This window comes from Pseudomonas sp. TE4620 (genome assembly GCF_056279045.1).
On sequence record NZ_JBWBQO010000001.1, the window covers coordinates 2,464,140 to 2,480,886 of the forward strand.

Below are 16,747 nucleotides of genomic sequence, written 5' to 3' on the forward strand. Positions count from 1 at the left end.
ACACGCTCAGCCTTCGCGCTGTTGCGCGCTGGCCTGCGGTGCATCGAGCAGGTCCATTTCCATCAGGGTTTGCAGGGTGGCGGCGACCGCCTTGTCCAGCTCCGCGGCGCTGAGCTGGGAGTGGATCGAATAGCGCACCACACCCATGCCCGCCGGGATTGCCGGTTGCAGGAACACCGAGGTCAACACCCCGCGCTGCTGCAACTTGCCGTAGAACACGCAGGCTTGCTGTTCGTCGTCGAAAAACAGCGAGACGATCTGGCACTGGCTGTCGCCCACCGCCACCCCGGCCTCCTGCAACTGGCGGCGAAACTCGCTGGCGTTGTCCAGGCAGCGCCGGGCGCGCTCGGGTTGGTGCATGATGATGTTCAGCGCAGCCAGGTGCCCCGCCGCCGAGACGCTGGAGGTGGCCGAGCTGAAAATCACCGAGCGACAGCCAGCGCGCACCAGCTGCATGGCTTGGGCATTACCGGCAATCAGCCCGCCGTGCCCGCCCAGCGCCTTGTTCAGGCTCACCGTGCGAAAGTGCACGCGTTCGGCCAGGCCCAGCTCCACCGCCAGCCCGCCGCCGTTGCCGAACATGCCGAAGGAATGCGCCTCGTCGAGCACCAGCAGGCACTCGTGGGCTTCGCAGATTTCCAGGTAGCGGCGGATGTCGCCAATCGAACCGTCGGTGCTGTACACCGCATCGATGACGACGATGCCCGGGCCGTTCTTCTCCAGCCGGCGCAACAGGTCGTCGGTGTCGTTGTGTTCGATGACGATCTTCTTGCCCAGCGACAACTTGATGCCGTCATACAGCGACGCATGGGCATGCCTGTCGATGTACACCGGCTTGAACAGCGGCGTGATCGCCTCGAGCAGGCCGACGTTGGCGGCCCAGCCGGAGGTGGTCAGAATCGCGTCGTCGGCGCGCATGCAGCGGGCCATCTGCGCGCGGAACGCTTCGCACTCATCGGCGCTGCCGCCAAAGATGCTCGACATGAACGACTCGTCGCGCAACTGGGCATTGGCCCCGGCGCGGGCGGCACTCACGGCCGGGTGATTGCCCAGGCGCAGGTAGTCGTTCTGGTGCAAGGCGATGTAGCCGCTCAGGTCGCTCGGCTGGCAGAACGGGAACGGATCGAGGCTGGCGACGAACTCGCAAGCCGGGCGCATGTGCTCGACGTACCAGTCAGGCACGCGCGCCGGGTTAGAAGTGTGCAGGGGTGCGTTCATGGTCAGGCCATCCCGATCATTTTCTTCAGGAACCAGCGTGAACTGCTGGTATAGGGCGCGCGCACCGCATCAAGGAAGTTGATGCGCGACTGGCGGAACACCGGCTTGAAATGGCTGAAGGCCTGGAACCCGCGTTCGCCGTGATAGGCACCGAAACCGCTGTTGCCGACGCCGCCGAACGGCAGCGATTCCTGGGTGTAGTGCAGCAGCGTGTCATTGATGGTCACGCCACCGGCCACTGTGCTTTTGAGCACGTAGTCCTCGACGTTATGGTCGTCGGTGAACACATACAGGGCCAGTGGCCGCGGGCGCTGGTTGATGTAGCCAACGGCGCTGGAAAGCTGCTCGTAAGGCACGACAATCAGCAGCGGGCCGAAGATTTCGTCCTGCATGATCCGCGCATCCTCGGGCGGGTCGATCAGCAGCGTCGGCAACAACCTGCGGCTCTGCGCGCAAGACAGCTGCTGCGGGTACACCGGGTGCTGCTGCGCCCCACGGCCAATGGCATCGTCGCAGTAACCCTGCAGGCGCTCGAAGTGGCGGCTGTTGATGATGCTGGTGTAATCCGGGCTGTGCAGCGGGTCGGGGTACATGTGCCGGACCTGCGCGCTGAACGCCTCGACGAACTCGGCCTGGCGCGCCTTGGGCACCAACACGTAGTCCGGTGCGGTACAGGTTTGCCCGGCATTGAGCAGCTTGCCGGTCACGATCGACTTGACTGCGCGCCGCATGTCGAAGTGCTCGTCGATGATCACCGGCGACTTGCCGCCCAGCTCCAGGGTCAGCGGCGTGAGGTTGGCCGCCGCGGCCGCCATCACCTGCTTGCCGACCGAAGTGCTGCCGGTAAACAGCAGGTGGTTGAAGGCAAGTTCAGTAAACTGCCGGGCCAGTTGCTGGTCGCCTTCGACCACGCACACGTGCGACGGCTTGAAGGCCTTGGCCAGCATCACCTGCAGCAGGCGGCCGACTGCCGGGGCCATTTCGCTGGGCTTGATCATTACCCGGTTGCCGGCGGCCAATGCGGCGATCAGCGGCTTGATCACCAGGCCAAACGGGTAGTTCCACGGCGACATGACTCCCACTACCCCCAGCGGCTGCGGCATCACCCAGGCGCGGGCGGGCTTGAAGTTGATGTCCACCGCGCAGCGCCGGCGTTTCATCCAGCGCTTCAGATGACGCTTGGCGTAGGTGCAGGCCTTGAGGCTGCCGACGATCTCGGCCATCAGCGTTTCTTCTTCGCAGCGGTGGCCGAAGTCCTTGTCCAGCGCCGCCTGGATCTGCGGGATGTGGCTGCGCACCAGTTGCTCGAGGTCGTCCAGCGCGCGCAGGCGCTCCTCAAGGCTGGGCATCGGCTGTTCGAGAAAGGCTGCCGTCTGTTGCTCGAAAATCGCCTGCAGCGCCGAGGCTGGCGCCTGTGGCTGATCACTCAAGGACACAGGGCGCACCTGGGCCGGGTCGGCAACACTGGAAATCGAATGATTCATGTCCATCACCTGCCTTCAGTTACTCAGCCAGAGAAAGGGGTTGCTTGATCGGTGCCAGCCGGTGCCCGGGCACCAGTGCCGGCGCCTGGGCTTCATGACGGGTCTTTCTCGACAGCCAGACTTTCTTGTAGCGATAGAACGGCGCGCCGGGGTACAGGTGGTGCGACAGGTGATAGTTCTGGCCGACGAACAACGGGAAGAACAGCCAGTCCATGCCGACCCGGTTGTTGGTCGCCTGGTACTTGTTGTCGTGCGCCTTGGTGGCGTGGGGAAAGTGCGGCAAGTAGTCGAAGGTGATCGCCAGGAAGAATTGCGCGACCCGGGTCGGCAGCAGGTACAGCACCAGGAACGGTACGATCCAGCCCATCAGGCAGACTGCCACCACCACCGCCACGGCAAATAGCCAGGCCAGCCAGAACTCGACCTTCTCGGCGGTCGGCCGGGACTGATAAGAGCCGTTGCGAAAGTAGGTGGTGATGTAGGCACTGTCCATCATCAGCCAGCGCAGCGGCAGGGTCCAGGCGCGGCCGCCACCGCAGGAATAATCCGGGTCCAGGCGCGGATCATTGGTGTGATGGTGGTGGGCCATGTGCAGGAAGCGGTAGGTGCGCAAGAACGGCGTCAGGGTCACCAGCAGGAACCCCAGGCGGCCAATGACGTCATTGGCAAAGCGGTTGGCGCAGATCAGCCCGTGGGACGCTTCGTGCAACACGGTGTAGGCCAGGTACGAACACAAGGTGTTGATGACGAATGCCCAGCCCATGGCCAGGCGGTCGCTGACCGCCAGCGCCGTGGACAGGATGAAGGCCAGCATGATCACCACGAACAGGATGATGGTCGGCCAGGCGAAGCGCGGGCGGGTCATCAGGCGGCGAAACTCGTCCTCGCAATCGACGCGCGCGCCGTGCTGCGGTACTGGGTTCATGGTTCAGCCCTCGTGAACGTGGAAAGGTGGTTGCTGAGTTCGTCGATCGACGGGTAGTCGTAGACCAGGGCAGGATCGAGCTCGCGCTCAAGCCATTCACCGAGCTCACCGATCATGCCCACGGCATCGCGCGAGGCGACGCCGTACTCATCGAACGCCAGGGCGCTGTCGACCTGGGCCAGGTCAAGCTTGAGCAGGCTTGCCAGGTGTTCGCGCAGCCATTGGGCGATCTGTTGCTGGCTCATGACGTCACCTCCCTGGTGCCCTGGTGGTTGAGCTCGAACGGCGAGACCACCGCCTGCAACTGCCCGTCCAGGTACAGGCTGCGGCACTGCGCGCGCTGCAACTTGCCACTGGAGGTCAAGGGCAAGCGGCTGCTGACGAACAACAGCTCATCCAGGGCCACACCATGGGCACGCGCCACTGCCGCGCTGATCGCCTGGCTGGTCTGTGCGACCGAGAAGATCTGCGCCTGGCTCTTGTGCAGCGAGATCACCACCACCAGTTGCTCGCGCTCGTCGCGATCGACGGAAAACGCCGCGATGGAAAAGGCATTGGCGATGCTGATGCTCAGCTCGGCGAGGGTGCTTTCGATGGTCTGTTCAAGGTCGTGGGGGTAGTGATTTTTGCCATCGATGATGATCAGATCCTTGCGCCGGCCGGTGACGAACAGCTCGCCCTGGTGCATGAAGCCCAGGTCGCCGGTGCGCAGGAAGCGCCGCTGCGGCTCGCCTTCAAGGGTTGCCTGCAGCACCTCCTGGGACAGTTGCGGGCGGTTGCGATAGCCGCCACTGACGCTCGGGCTGCTGACCCAGATTTCACCGACCAGATCGTCCGCCAGCGCCACGCAGCGCTGCGGGTCGACCACGCGTACCTGGCAGCTTTGCGCCGGTACCCCGGAGCTGACGAAGTGAATGCTCTGTGGCCCGGCGTGCTGTGCGTCGACCAGCACCGCGCGGTCGAGGTTGAGCTGCGCTTTGTCCAGGGTCAGGGTCAGCGGCGTGATGCCTTGCGGCACGCCGGTGACGAACAGCGTGCTTTCGGCCATGCCATAGCAGGGGCAATACGCCTGCGCCCGGAAGCCACTGTCGGCAAAGGCTTCGGCAAAGCGCTCGAGGGTGCCCTTGCGCACCGGTTCGGCGCCGCTGTAGGCGACCGTCCAGCTGCTCAGGTCCAGCTGCTGGCGTTGCTCTGGCGTGGTGCGCTGCAGGCACAGGTCGTAGGCAAAGTTCGGCGCGCCGCTGGTGGTTGCGCGGTAACGGGAAATCGCCTCCAGCCAACGCAGCGGGTTGGCGACAAAAGCCAGCGGCGACATAAGGATGCAGCGCACGCCCAGGTAGAACGCCTGCAGCAGGCCGATCAGGCCCAGGTCGTGGAACACCGGCAGCCAGCTGACATACACGGTGTTGTGGTCGTGATTGAGCGACTCGGCAATCATCTGCTCGTTGCTCATCAGGTTGGCGTGAGTGACCACCACGCCCTTGGGAATGCCGGTGGAGCCCGAGGTGTACTGGATGAAGGCAACTGAGTCTGCATCGATGGCCGGCGCCTGCCATTGCCCGGCAAGCGCGGGGTCGGCCTGGTCGACGTCGACCACCTGCACCAGGCCGGTGATGGCCTCATGCGCGAGCAGCGCCGCCAGCGACAGCCGGTCAGTGATCAGCAACTGCGCCCCGGCATCGCTGATGACCCGGCACAAGCGTTCACTGCTTTCATTTTTTTTCTGCGGGTAGACCGGCACTGCGGCAATGCCGGCATACAGGCAGGCGAAAAACGCCAATACAAACTGCGGCCCGGGTTGCGTGGCGATGATCGCCGCCGGTGGTTGCCGCTCGGCGCCGGCCTTCAGGGCCAGTTGCTGTTGAAGTTCGACCGCCAGTGCCCTGGCGGCGTAATCCAACTCGGCGAAGGTATAGGTCTTGCCCTCTTCGCGGCCCTTGTCGAGCCACAACAGGTACTGTTTATCGGGTTGTACCCGGGCATGATGACGGGCGAGATCCACCAGCGTTGCAACTACCGATGCAGCGGCCGACGGTTTCACCAGCGAGGTGCTCCGCTCAACGTTCATATTCATGATTAACGGCTCTGGTTCGTTATTATTTTTATACAGCGCACAGCCCTAACTCGCGCGCACTCGCGCGCGACCGACGTGTTATTTAAACAGTGTTATTAGCTGTGACGCGCGAGACTCAACTGCTCAATATCAAACGCTGCGCTTCATTGCGTTCAAGTTTCACGCAATAAAGAACAAAGTAGGGTGTCCCGACAATAATATTGAGCATGATGGTTTTGAGAATTTCCGGCGTACCGACCAATCGATGCGCAGCGGCATAGGTCAGCAGGGTCAAGCCATAGGGGACAAATGCAGCAATTGGAAAGCGCCAGGGTTTGGGCGTGACGCTAAAGGCAAACTCTACCAGGCCGGCAACCAGGTAGCCGCCAATAAAGCTGCCCAGCGCCTGTACCATGGCCGAGGCCATGGCGGTTTCCAGCCCGGCGTTTACATAATAGGCCCAGCCGCCGTAGAGGATGGCCGACAACACCCCGGTTATAAACATTCGCCTGCTTTTACTGCCACGCGCTGTTGTTGTTATTGTTGTGCTCATCTCGAACGGTCTCCGGTGATTGCCAGTAGTAGCCGCGGTCTATCATTAGAAACAAACAAACGTACTGTCAGAGGATCAGAAAGCCCAGGCGCACGCACATCGCCAGGAGCACCAGCCAGCTCAGCATGAACAGCTTGGAGCGTGGCCCGACCTTGTTGTTGGTGACGTGCACCAGGCTCTGCAGCACCCGGCAGGCGACGTAGGCCCAGGCCAGGCCGATGAACACCCAGTCAACCTTGGCCAGGCTGATCAGGGCGACACACAGGAAGTAGAACGGTGGCGTTGACTCCAACAGGTTGTGAAAGCAGCGCTCGGTCTGGCGTACTGCCCGCGGCAGCTTCTCGCCGGTGTCATAGGTCTTGAAGTAAGCGGCACTCAGCGCTCCGGACTTCACGGCACTTTGCCGTCCACGAAACATCAGATACAGCACCACGACGGTCAGCAGGATCATTGCCAGCGCCGGATAAAACATCAGACCTTGATTCATTGCACACACCTTCTTATTGTTGGTTTTCTACAACTTTCCGATGCCCAGCCGCTCGCCCGGCACTACACCGGCGCGCAGGCTGAACAGTTGGCCCTGGGTTCAAGGCCAAATCGACGATAACAGACCGACTACTTTACGGTGGCGTAATACAGCGTAAGAAACATCCCAAACAGTTGTGACTATTCAGGCTACTTCGGCAGCATTGACAGCGATTGCCCGAGACCGTGTCTACTGCATGTAGCAGCAGCGGTTACGCCAGCAATCTGAGCAGGACCGAGACGACAAAAGCCGTGTGGTGATGGGTTTAACTGCAACCCGAATGACGTGGTCGACTCCGTTCGACATATTCGCGCTCCTCGCTTAACTGTTTCCAAAAGTTGCACGGTTCTTTTCGAGCGTCAAGCGAAAAAAAATGCCGCTCATCGCTTTTGGATCCCTTCGCCGGGCACTTGCGCTGTTTACCTGTAAAGATGTTGTCACACCAGCATCGAGTAACAAGTCTAGACCGGGCATCACGCCATAAAGAGGGATTGGCGATAACGGCTATTCAAATGAGTTGATATTTTTTAATAAATAACTATCGGTCTTACAGTGACCAAACGGTCACGCTATTTTCCCATTGAAATTGCAGTTTCAGCGTTGCCCGGATTTACATTTCATTACTGGACGCTGGGGGGTAGCAGACCTAGGATCTTTTCGCTGCCCATAACAATTACAACGCCCAGGGAAGGTTTATCCGCATGCACAGCCCCGTGTTGTCTATGGTATTGCCTGTCAGCCTCATTGCTCTGCTCGCGGCCTGTGACGCCCCTGCCCCGCCTTCGCCCCCTCCCCTTGCGGTGCTGATTGTCCATCCGCAGGCGGCGACCGACTTGGCCGATGCCTACCCGGGGGAAGTGCGCGCACGCTTCGAGCCGGAGCTGGCCTTTCGCATCGATGGCAAGGTCAGCAAGCGCCTGGTCGAGGTTGGCCAGAAGGTTCGCGAGGGCCAGCCACTGGCGCAACTCGACCCGCAAGACCTGCATTTTCAGCTCGACGCCCGCCGCGCCCAGGTGGCCGCCGCCCAGGCCAACCTGCGCCTGGTGCAGGCCGAGCGTGATCGCTATCAGCGGCTGCTGCAGCGCAACATGGTCAGCCATTCACAATTCGAGAATGTCGACAACGCCTACCGCGCAGGCGAAGCCCAGCTCAGGCAGGCCACCGCGCAATTCAACAGTGCCCGCAACCAGGCCGACTATGCCGTGCTGCGCGCCACCCAGAGCGGGGTGATCGCCCGGCGCATGCTTGAAGTCGGGCAGGTGGTCAGCGCCGGGCGCACGGTGTTCAGCCTGGCCGCCGACGGCGAGCGTGAAGTGCTGATCAACTTGCCGGAGCAAGCCTTCGAGCGCTTTCGCATTGGCCAGCCGGTATCCATCGAGCTGTGGTCGCAACCGCAACGGCGCTTCAAAGGCCAGATCCGCGAGATGTCACCGTCGGCCGACCCGCGCTCACGGACCTTTGCCGCCCGGGTGACCTTCACCGACAACGCCGTGCCGGCGGAGCTGGGGCAAAGCGCGCGAGTGTTTATCGCCCATGAAGCCAGCGCGACCCTGGCAGTGCCGCTGTCGGCGCTCAGCGCCGAAGCCAACCGGCCGTTTGTGTGGGTGGTCGACCCGCAGCAATCGACCCTGCGCCGTGCCTTCGTCAGCATCGGCAGCTTTGGCGAACAGCAGGTCGCGGTGCTGCAGGGGCTGGCGCCGGACGACTGGGTGGTCAGCGCCGGGGTTCAGGTGCTGCGCGAGGGGCAGAAGGTCCAGCCGGTCGATAACCAGAACCGTCAGGTTGCCTTGGCCGGCAAGGAGTAGCCCGGATGAATTTCAACCTGTCTGCCTGGGCGCTGCGCAATCGCCAGATCGTCCTCTATGTGATGTTGCTGATGGCCGTGACCGGCGCCCTGGCCTACACCAAGCTGGGCCAGAGCGAAGACCCGCCCTTCACCTTCAAGGCCATGGTCATCCGTACCCTGTGGCCCGGGGCGAGCGCCGAAGAGGTGGCGCGCCAGGTCACCGAGCGGATCGAGAAGAAGCTGATGGAAACCGGCGAGTATGAACGCATCACCTCGTTCTCGCGCCCGGGGGAATCGCAGGTGATCTTCACCGCCAGCCAGACCCTGAACTCGGCGAAACTGCCCGAGCTGTGGTACCAGGTCCGCAAGAAGGTCAGCGATATCCGCCACACCCTGCCCCAGGGCACGCTCGGGCCGTTCTTCAACGATGAATTCGGTACCACCTTCGGCAACATCTATGCCTTGACCGGCCAGGGCTACGACTATGCCGTGCTCAAAGACTACGCCGACCGCATCCAGTTGCAGCTGCAACGGGTCAAGGACGTCGGCAAGGTCGAGCTGCTGGGCCTGCAGGATGAAAAGATCTGGATCGAGCTGTTGAACACCAAGCTGGTCAACCTCGGCCTGAGCCTCGGCGCGGTGCGCCAGGCCCTTGAGGAACAGAACGCGGTGGCCGCCAGCGGTTTCGTCGAGACCCCGACCGACCGCGTGCAATTGCGGGTCAGCGGGCGCTTCGAGACCGTCGAGCAGATCCGTAACTTCCCCCTGCAGGTGGCCGGCAATACCTTTCGCCTGGGTGACGTTGCCGAGGTCAAGCGCGGCTTCAACGACCCGCCGGCGCCGCGCATGCGCTTCATGGGCGAACCGGCGATCGGTCTTGCCGTGTCGATGAAGGCCGGCGGCGACATCCTGGTCCTCGGCCAGGCTCTGCAAGGCGAGTTTGCCCGCCTGCAGCAGCACTTGCCGGCGGGCATGCAACTGCACAAGGTCTCTGACCAGCCGGCGGCGGTAAAGACCGGCGTCGGCGAGTTTGTCCGGGTGCTGAGCGAAGCCCTGGTGATCGTGCTGGTGGTCAGCTTCCTGTCGCTGGGGCTGCGCACCGGCCTGGTCGTGGCCCTGTCGATCCCGTTAGTGCTGGCCATGACCTTTACCGCCATGTACTACCTGGGCATCGGCCTGCACAAGATCTCCCTGGGGGCACTGGTGCTGGCGCTGGGATTGATGGTCGACGACGCGATCATTGCCGTGGAAATGATGGCGATCAAGATGGAGCAAGGCCTCGACCGATTGGCCGCGGCCAGTTACGCCTGGACCAGCACGGCCTTTCCGATGCTCACCGGCACCCTGATCACCGCCGCAGGTTTTCTGCCGATTGCCACCGCGCAGTCGGACACCGGCGAATACACCCGCTCGATCTTCCAGGTGGTGACCCTGGCACTGTTGATGTCGTGGATCGCCGCGGTGGTGTTCGTCCCCTACCTGGGCGCACGGCTGCTACCACAGCGCAGCCACACCGCCGCGCAAGCCCAGGCGCACGGCGCCCAGGCCACTTACGACACGCCCTTCTACCGCCGGGTGCGGGCACTGGTGGCCTGGTGCGTGGACCATCGCAAAACCGTGATCGCCTTGACCCTGGGGTTGTTCGTCGCCTCGATCCTGCTGTTTCGCTTCGTCCCGCAGCAGTTCTTCCCGGCCTCGGGGCGCCTGGAGCTGATGGTAGATATCAAGCTGGCCGAGGGTGCATCGCTGACCGCGACCGAACAACAGGTCCATCGCCTGGAGCGCCTGCTGGCCGAGCATGACGGCATCGACAACTACGTGGCCTATGTCGGCACCGGTTCGCCGCGCTTCTATCTGCCCCTGGACCAGCAACTGGCGGCGGCAAGCTTTGCCCAGTTCGTGGTGCTGGCGAAAACCATCGAAGACCGCGAAGCGCTGCGCCAGTGGCTGGTCGCGACCCTCAATGAACAATTCCCGGCCCTGCGCACACGGGTCTCACGCCTGGAGAACGGGCCGCCGGTGGGCTACCCGGTGCAGTTTCGGGTATCGGGTGAACACATTCAGGAGGTCCGCGCCCTGGCCCGCCAGGTGGCCGACAAAATTCGCGAGAACCCCCATGTGCTCAACGTCCACCTCGACTGGGAAGAGCCAAGCAAGGTGGTGCGCTTGAACATCGACCAGGACCGCGCCCGGGCGCTGGGGGCCAGCACCGCCGACCTGTCGCGGTTCCTCCAGGGTTCGCTGACCGGCGCTGCGGTCAGCCAGTACCGCGAAGACAACGAACTGATCGAGATTCTTGTGCGCGGCAGCGAGCAGGAGCGCCAGCAACTGTCGCAACTGTCCAGCCTGTCGATGCCGACCGCCCAGGGCCATAGCGTCAGCCTGGCGCAGATCGCGATTCTTGAATACGGCTTTGAAGAGGGGGTGATCTGGCACCGCAACCGCCTGCCGACAGTGACCATTCGCGCCGATATCCAGGGCGACCAGCAACCGGTGAGCCTGGTCAAGCAGATCCAGCCGACCCTGGAGCCGATCCGCGCCAGCCTGCCTGACGGCTACCTGCTGGAAGTCGGCGGCACGGTAGAGAACTCGGCGCGCGGCCAGCAGTCGGTGAAGGCTGGCCTGCCGCTGTTCGTGGTGGTGGTGCTGACCCTGTTGATGGTCCAGTTGCGCAGTTTCTCGCGCTCGATCATGGTGTTCCTCACCGCCCCGCTGGGACTGATCGGCGTCACCCTGTTTCTGCTGATGTTCCAGCAGCCGTTCGGCTTTGTCGCGCTGCTGGGCACCATCGCCCTGTCGGGCATGATCATGCGCAACTCGGTGATCCTGGTCGATCAGATCGAACAGGACATCAAGGCCGGCATGGACCGCTGGCAGGCGATCATCGAGGCCACGGTACGGCGCTTTCGGCCCATCGTGCTGACCGCCCTGGCGGCGGTGCTGGCGATGATTCCGCTGTCGCGCAGCATTTTCTTCGGGCCCATGGCGGTGGCCATCATGGGCGGCCTGATCGTCGCCACCGCCCTCACCCTGTTGTTCCTGCCGGCGCTGTACGCCGCCTGGTGCCGGGTCAAGCGGCCCTAGCCAGGCACGCGCTCGTCGGCAAAAAAGGCCTTGCGCCCATCCACCTGGCTGGAGGCGCGAGGCAGGTTGGCCGCCTCTGCCGTGGGCTTCTCGACATACCAGTAGCAGTGTTTCGCCGCGCGGGTAATGGCCACGTAGGCCAGGCGCAGGACTTCGTCCTTTTGCGCGTTGTCGAACGCCTGGGCATCGCCGCTGCGGCCCAGGCCCGCCTGACGATAGACCTGGTTCTTGTACGGCGAATGGGTCAGGTGCTGGCAGTCGCCGAGCATGAACACCGCGTCGGCCTGCAGGCCCTTGGCGCTGTGATAGGTCAGCTGGCGCAGGCGCCGTTGCGCCGCCGGCAAACCGGCTTCGTGGTTGACCAGTGCCTGCAGGTGCTCGGCAATCGCCGCCTTGTCGCTGCTCTTGCGGTACAGCAGCATGACCGATTCGCCGTTGCGGTAGTGCTCCAGCAGGGTTTCGGCCAGGCTCGCCTCGTCGCGCTCGAGCACCTTGACCGGCAGCGGCGTCTCGGCCGCCGGGCCGCAAGCCCTGGCCTTCTTGCCGCTGATGGCCGGCGCCGATTTGACGATATGCTCGGCCGCATCGATGATGTGCTGGTGGCTGCGGTAGTTGTCGGCGAGCATCACCCGCGTGCTGCTCGGCGCTGGGAACTCCTTGGCAAACTCCATGAAGTACTTGGGCGAACTGCCACGCCAGCCGTAGATCGACTGCCAGTCATCACCCACGCACAAGAGCGACGAATGCTGCGCCACCCGCCCGACCTGCATGGCCGGGCCACGGCGGCGGATCTCGCGCAGGCAGGCGCGCAGCCAGGACACGATCTGCGGCGAGACGTCCTGGAACTCGTCGATCATCAGGTGTGCCAACGGCCGCAACAGCGGGTCGGGCAACAGCTGCAGGTTCTGCGGGTTGTTCTCGCCGAACAGGGCGAACATGCGGTTGTAGCTCATGATCGGCGGCGACTGGCCCAGCAGGTGCGCCTCCAGGGCTTTCCAGTACAGGCCCAGGGCTTCAAAGAACAGGGCGTCGGTGTCGCCGGCCGGGAAGCTCATGGCACCGACCGCCTTGTTGACCTCAAGCCCGAGGTTCTCGATAAAGCCGGCAGCGCCAACAAAGGCATCCAGCAGCGGCGCTGCGCCCAGCTCGCCCTTGACCTTGTAATCAAAGCCCGGCCCGGCCACGGCATCACCGGCCAGGGACGATGTCAGGCGCTTGGCCGCAGCGTAGTTTTCCAGCCAAATCACAGGCTTATCGCAGAAAGCTTGAAACAGGGTGCGCTTGATCACCCACTCCGCCCACACCGGCAGCTTGGCCCCGGGGCGCTTGTACTGCTGGTTTTCCTTGGGGTCGAAACCGAGCACTACGTAGGCGTCCAGCTCAGCGATATGGCCATGGAAATGAAAGCGGCTACCGTTGATTTCGACGGTTTCGCGGCTCGGCTCGATGCCCTTGATCGGCCAGGCACCGGCAGCAAACCACAGGTCTTCGAGGGTGTCGCACAGCTCTTCATCGCGGCTGGCCGACAGCTGGGTCACCGCCACACGCTTTTGCACATCGGGGTGGTCGCGGTCCAGCGCCTTGAGCTGCAGGGCCTCGCGGCGCAGGCCGGCGATCAGCTCGGCAAAGCGCGGGCTGCTGCCCAGCAGGTCGCGGTAACAGAGGTTGAGTTGCTGGCGTTGGGCATCGTTGATACGCAGGTCGAACGGGTTGCTGTCAGCATTGGCTTCGCTGCCGCCGGGCATTTCGCTGCCCAGGGTCTCGAACGCGCGCACCTGGCTGAAACCCGGCAGGCTGCGCACCAGCGGCAGGATACGCGAATGGAAGGTGCGCACCAGCTCGCGCGCCTGCACCTGGCTGAGTTCCAGTTGCCACAGGGCAAAGACCTGGACCAGGCGGTTGATGAAGTCCTTGCGCGATTCGCGGGTGAAGGTCACCACGGTCATGGCGTCCAGCTCGTAGCCCAGGTAATGGCGCAACAGCAGGATGCGCAGTACCAGCGAAGTCGACTTGCCGGCGCCGGCACCGGCGATAACGCAGGTCGACGGCGTGTCGCTGAAGATCATCTTCCACTGCGCCGCGCTCGGCTGGGCGTGGGCTGGCAGGCGCTGGGCGACGTCGGCCTTGAAGCGCTTCTTGAGCTCGGCAGTCAGCGCCAGGCGCCAGTCGTCGAACAGGGCGTCGTCGAGCCCGGGCACGCCATGGCCGTCGGGGCGGGTGTCACGGATCACCAAAACCTGGCGCCCGGCTTCGTAGCCATCAATCCGCCCTTCTTCGTAGCCTTCGCGCAAGCCATCGGCGTGACCGGTGCGCTGACCATTGGCATGGCCCTGGAACCAGGAGTCGCGGTGCTGCGCCTGCAAACGGCTCAGGCCTCGACCCAGCAGGCGCGCAGCGAGGCGCCGCAGCCAAGGCAACTGCGCCGGCGCAATCAACTCCAGGGGTAGCTTGGGACGCTCTTCAGACACACCGACTCCAACAGAATGAAAACCAGCGGCCATGTTCGCTCCATCGGGCAAAAATCACCAGCCGATTACTTGTAGATCAGTGAATTAGGCGATGAAGCGTACAAATTACCGCAGCTCTATATATCGACAAACATGATTATCATCAGCCGAAATTTACGCTTATTTTCGATCATTTCTTGATGGATCATATGTCCCATCCACTCACTTTCGAGGACAACCATCATGCTGCAACTGCGCCCGTTCAAGAGCCTTGGCCATGCCAACCATGGTTGGCTCGACGCCCATCACCACTTCTCGTTCGCCGAGTACCACGACCCGGCGCGCATGCACTGGGGTACCCTGCGGGTCTGGAACGACGACCTGATCGCCGCCGGCAGCGGCTTCCCGCCGCACCCGCACCGCGACATGGAAATCATCACTTATGTACGTGAAGGCGCCATCAGCCACCAGGACAACCTGGGCAACAAGGGCCGTACCGAAGCCGGTGACGTGCAGGTGATGAGTGCCGGCACCGGCATCACCCACAGCGAGTACAACCTGGAGCAGGTCGATGCGCGCATCTTCCAGATCTGGATCATCCCGCAGCGCGTCGGCCAGGCGCCGTCCTGGGGCACCCGGCCGTTCCCCAAAGGCGAGCGCGGCGAAGGCTTCGTGACCCTGGCCAGCGGCCGTGAAGGCGATGAGCAGGCGCTGCAGATTCGTGCCGATGCACGCCTGGTGGCGGCGACCTTGCGCGCCGGGGAAAGCGCCGAATACCGCTTCGAAGCCGGGCGTCGAGGCTACCTGGTGCCGGCCAAGGGCCTGGTTGAAGTCAACGGCGTGAGCGTCGAAGCCCGTGACGGGCTGGCGATCGAGGATGAGCAGGTGCTCAGGGTGATGGCGGTGCAGGACAGCGAGATAGTGCTGGTTGATATCGCGTGAGGGCCATCGCGGGTCAAGTCGGATCGCCGCACCGCCGCTCCTACACCCATCTGTAGGAGCGGGCTTGACCCGCGATGCTGTTAGCGGTCAGGCAATCGCCGCGTCCACCAGTTCCTGGGCTTCGGCCACCAGGCGCTGCAGGTGCGCTTGATCGATGAAGCTTTCGGCGTAGATCTTGTAGATGTCCTCGGTACCCGACGGCCGCGCGGCGAACCAGCCGTTGGCAGTCATCACCTTGAGGCCGCCAATGGCCTGGTTGTTGCCCGGCGCATGGCTGAGGATCTGCTCGATCGGCTCGCCGGCGAGCATGGTCGACTTGACCTGCTCCGGTGCCAGTTTGCTCAGCAGGGCCTTTTGCTGCGGGTTGGCCTTGGCCTCGACGCGGGTGGCAAACGGCTCGCCCAGCGCAGCGGTAAGCTCGGCATAGGCCTGGCTCGGGTCGCGGCCGGTGCGCGCGGTGATTTCCGCCGCCAGCAAGGCCGGGATCAGGCCGTCCTTGTCGGTGGTCCAGACGCTGCCGTCCTTGCGCAGGAACGAGGCGCCAGCGCTCTCCTCGCCACCAAAGCCCAGGGAGCCATCGAACAGGCCGTCGGCAAAGAACTTGAAGCCCACCGGCACCTCGAACAGGCGACGGCCCAAGCGCGCGGTGACGCGGTCAATCAGGCCGCTGCTGACCACGGTCTTGCCCACGGCGGCGTCGCTGCGCCACTGGGGACGGTGCTGGAACAGGTAGTCGATGGCCACCGCCAGGTAGTTGTTCGGGGCGAGCAGGCCATTTTTGGTAACGATGCCGTGGCGGTCGTGGTCCGGGTCGCAGGCAAAGGCCACGTCGAAGCGCTCGCGCAGGCCGATCAGGCCTTGCATGGCGTACGGCGAGGATGGGTCCATGCGGATCTGCCCGTCCCAGTCGACCGACATGAAGCGGAAAGTCGGGTCGACCTCGGTGTTGACCACTTCCAGGTTGAGCTTGTAGTGCTCGGCAATCGCCGACCAGTAGCGCACCCCTGCCCCGCCCAGCGGGTCGACGCCCAGGCGCAGGTTGGCGCCGCGGATCACGTCGAAGTCGATGACGTTTTCCAGGTCGGCGACGTAGCTGGCGACATAGTCATGACGGTGGGTGGTGCTGGCCGCCAGCGCCTGCTCATGGGCCATGCGCTTGACGCCGTCGAGGCCCGCTGCCAGCAGGTCGTTGGCCTTGGCCTCGATCCACTTGGTGACATCGCTGTCGGCCGGGCCGCCGTTGGGCGGGTTGTACTTGAAGCCACCGCTTTGCGGCGGGTTGTGCGACGGGGTAATGACAATGCCGTCGGCAAGGCCGCTACTGCGCCCGCGGTTGTAGCAGATGATGGCGTGGGACACCGCCGGGGTCGGGGTGTACTCGTCGTCCTTGGACAACATCACCTCAACGCCGTTGGCCGCCAGTACCTGCAGGGCGCTGGCTGCTGCCGGGGTCGACAGCGCATGGGTGTCGGCGCCGATGAACAGCGGACCGTCGATGCCCTTGGTCTGGCGGTACAGGCAAATGGCCTGACTGATGGCCAGCACGTGGTTTTCGTTGAAGCTCAGGTCCAGGGAGCTGCCACGGTGCCCGGAGGTGCCGAAGGCCACGCGCTGGGTAGCGATGCTGGCATCGGGCTGGCCGGTGTAGTAGGCGGTCAACAGTTGCGGGATATCCACCAGCACGGAGGCCGGGGCCGGTTTGCCCGCCAAAGGACTGAGCTTCATGCAA

Annotated in this window: 12 protein-coding genes; 3 read left to right on the forward strand and 9 right to left on the reverse strand. The window is 63.6% G+C overall.

Annotation, left to right across the window (positions count from 1 at the left end; genetic code table 11):
• Positions 1-6: 6 nt before the first annotated feature.
• The 7 genes from ACZ9A3_RS11630 to ACZ9A3_RS11660 all read right to left on the reverse strand — a co-directional run bounded on the left by ACZ9A3_RS11630 (position 7) and on the right by ACZ9A3_RS11660 (position 6,720).
• Positions 7-1,218, reverse strand: a complete 1,212-nt coding sequence (locus ACZ9A3_RS11630; protein WP_052676522.1) for an aminotransferase class I/II-fold pyridoxal phosphate-dependent enzyme — start codon at positions 1,216-1,218, stop codon at positions 7-9.
• 2 nt (positions 1,219-1,220) lie between these two features.
• Positions 1,221-2,702 carry a coniferyl aldehyde dehydrogenase gene (locus ACZ9A3_RS11635; protein WP_213604300.1) on the reverse strand — a complete coding sequence of 494 codons (1,482 nt, stop codon included), beginning with the start codon at positions 2,700-2,702 and terminating at the stop codon, positions 1,221-1,223.
• 19 nt (positions 2,703-2,721) lie between these two features.
• A complete protein-coding gene (locus ACZ9A3_RS11640) occupies positions 2,722-3,627 on the reverse strand; it encodes a fatty acid desaturase (RefSeq protein WP_213604299.1) in 906 nt (301 codons plus the stop codon).
• Complete coding sequence (locus ACZ9A3_RS11645; protein WP_093382114.1) at positions 3,624-3,872, reverse strand: acyl carrier protein; 249 nt, start codon at positions 3,870-3,872, stop codon at positions 3,624-3,626. The genes ACZ9A3_RS11640 and ACZ9A3_RS11645 overlap by 4 nt, the downstream gene beginning before the upstream one ends.
• Positions 3,869-5,701 (reverse strand): fatty acyl-AMP ligase, encoded by a 1,833-nt coding sequence (locus tag ACZ9A3_RS11650; RefSeq protein ID WP_476252631.1) that lies wholly within the window; start codon positions 5,699-5,701, stop codon positions 3,869-3,871. The genes ACZ9A3_RS11645 and ACZ9A3_RS11650 overlap by 4 nt, the downstream gene beginning before the upstream one ends.
• Positions 5,702-5,816: 115 nt before the next feature.
• A complete protein-coding gene (locus ACZ9A3_RS11655; protein ID WP_195884275.1) occupies positions 5,817-6,233 on the reverse strand; it encodes a hypothetical protein in 417 nt (138 codons plus the stop codon).
• Positions 6,234-6,300: 67 nt separating this feature from the next.
• Positions 6,301-6,720, reverse strand: coding sequence for an MAPEG family protein (locus ACZ9A3_RS11660; RefSeq protein WP_045198192.1), 420 nt, complete (start codon positions 6,718-6,720; stop codon positions 6,301-6,303).
• A 740-nt stretch (positions 6,721-7,460) separates the two neighbouring features.
• On the opposite strand from ACZ9A3_RS11660, the gene ACZ9A3_RS11665 reads away from it, so the two are divergent.
• Together ACZ9A3_RS11665 and ACZ9A3_RS11670 are read left to right on the forward strand one after the other, a co-directional pair.
• Positions 7,461-8,564 (forward strand): efflux RND transporter periplasmic adaptor subunit, encoded by a 1,104-nt coding sequence (locus tag ACZ9A3_RS11665; RefSeq protein ID WP_476252632.1) that lies wholly within the window; start codon positions 7,461-7,463, stop codon positions 8,562-8,564.
• 5 nt (positions 8,565-8,569) lie between these two features.
• The gene (locus tag ACZ9A3_RS11670; RefSeq protein ID WP_476252633.1) at positions 8,570-11,629 is read left to right on the forward strand and encodes an efflux RND transporter permease subunit; all 3,060 of its coding nucleotides are present in this window, start codon (positions 8,570-8,572) and stop codon (positions 11,627-11,629) included.
• On the opposite strand, the gene ACZ9A3_RS11675 is transcribed toward ACZ9A3_RS11670, so the two are convergent.
• Positions 11,626-14,130: a UvrD-helicase domain-containing protein gene (locus ACZ9A3_RS11675; RefSeq protein ID WP_093382099.1), complete on the reverse strand. Its 2,505-nt coding sequence runs from the start codon at positions 14,128-14,130 to the stop codon at positions 11,626-11,628. The two genes, ACZ9A3_RS11670 and ACZ9A3_RS11675, sit on opposite strands and share 4 nt — an antisense overlap.
• A gap of 189 nt (positions 14,131-14,319) precedes the next feature.
• On the opposite strand from ACZ9A3_RS11675, the gene ACZ9A3_RS11680 reads away from it, so the two are divergent.
• Positions 14,320-15,018, forward strand: a complete 699-nt coding sequence (locus ACZ9A3_RS11680; protein WP_093382094.1) for a pirin family protein — start codon at positions 14,320-14,322, stop codon at positions 15,016-15,018.
• Between the two features lie 87 nt (positions 15,019-15,105).
• Here the strand turns inward: ACZ9A3_RS11680 and pgm are convergent, their stop codons facing one another.
• The gene (pgm, locus tag ACZ9A3_RS11685) at positions 15,106-16,743 is read right to left on the reverse strand and encodes a phosphoglucomutase (alpha-D-glucose-1,6-bisphosphate-dependent) (protein WP_045198183.1); all 1,638 of its coding nucleotides are present in this window, start codon (positions 16,741-16,743) and stop codon (positions 15,106-15,108) included.
• Between the last annotated feature and the right edge of the window lie 4 nt (positions 16,744-16,747).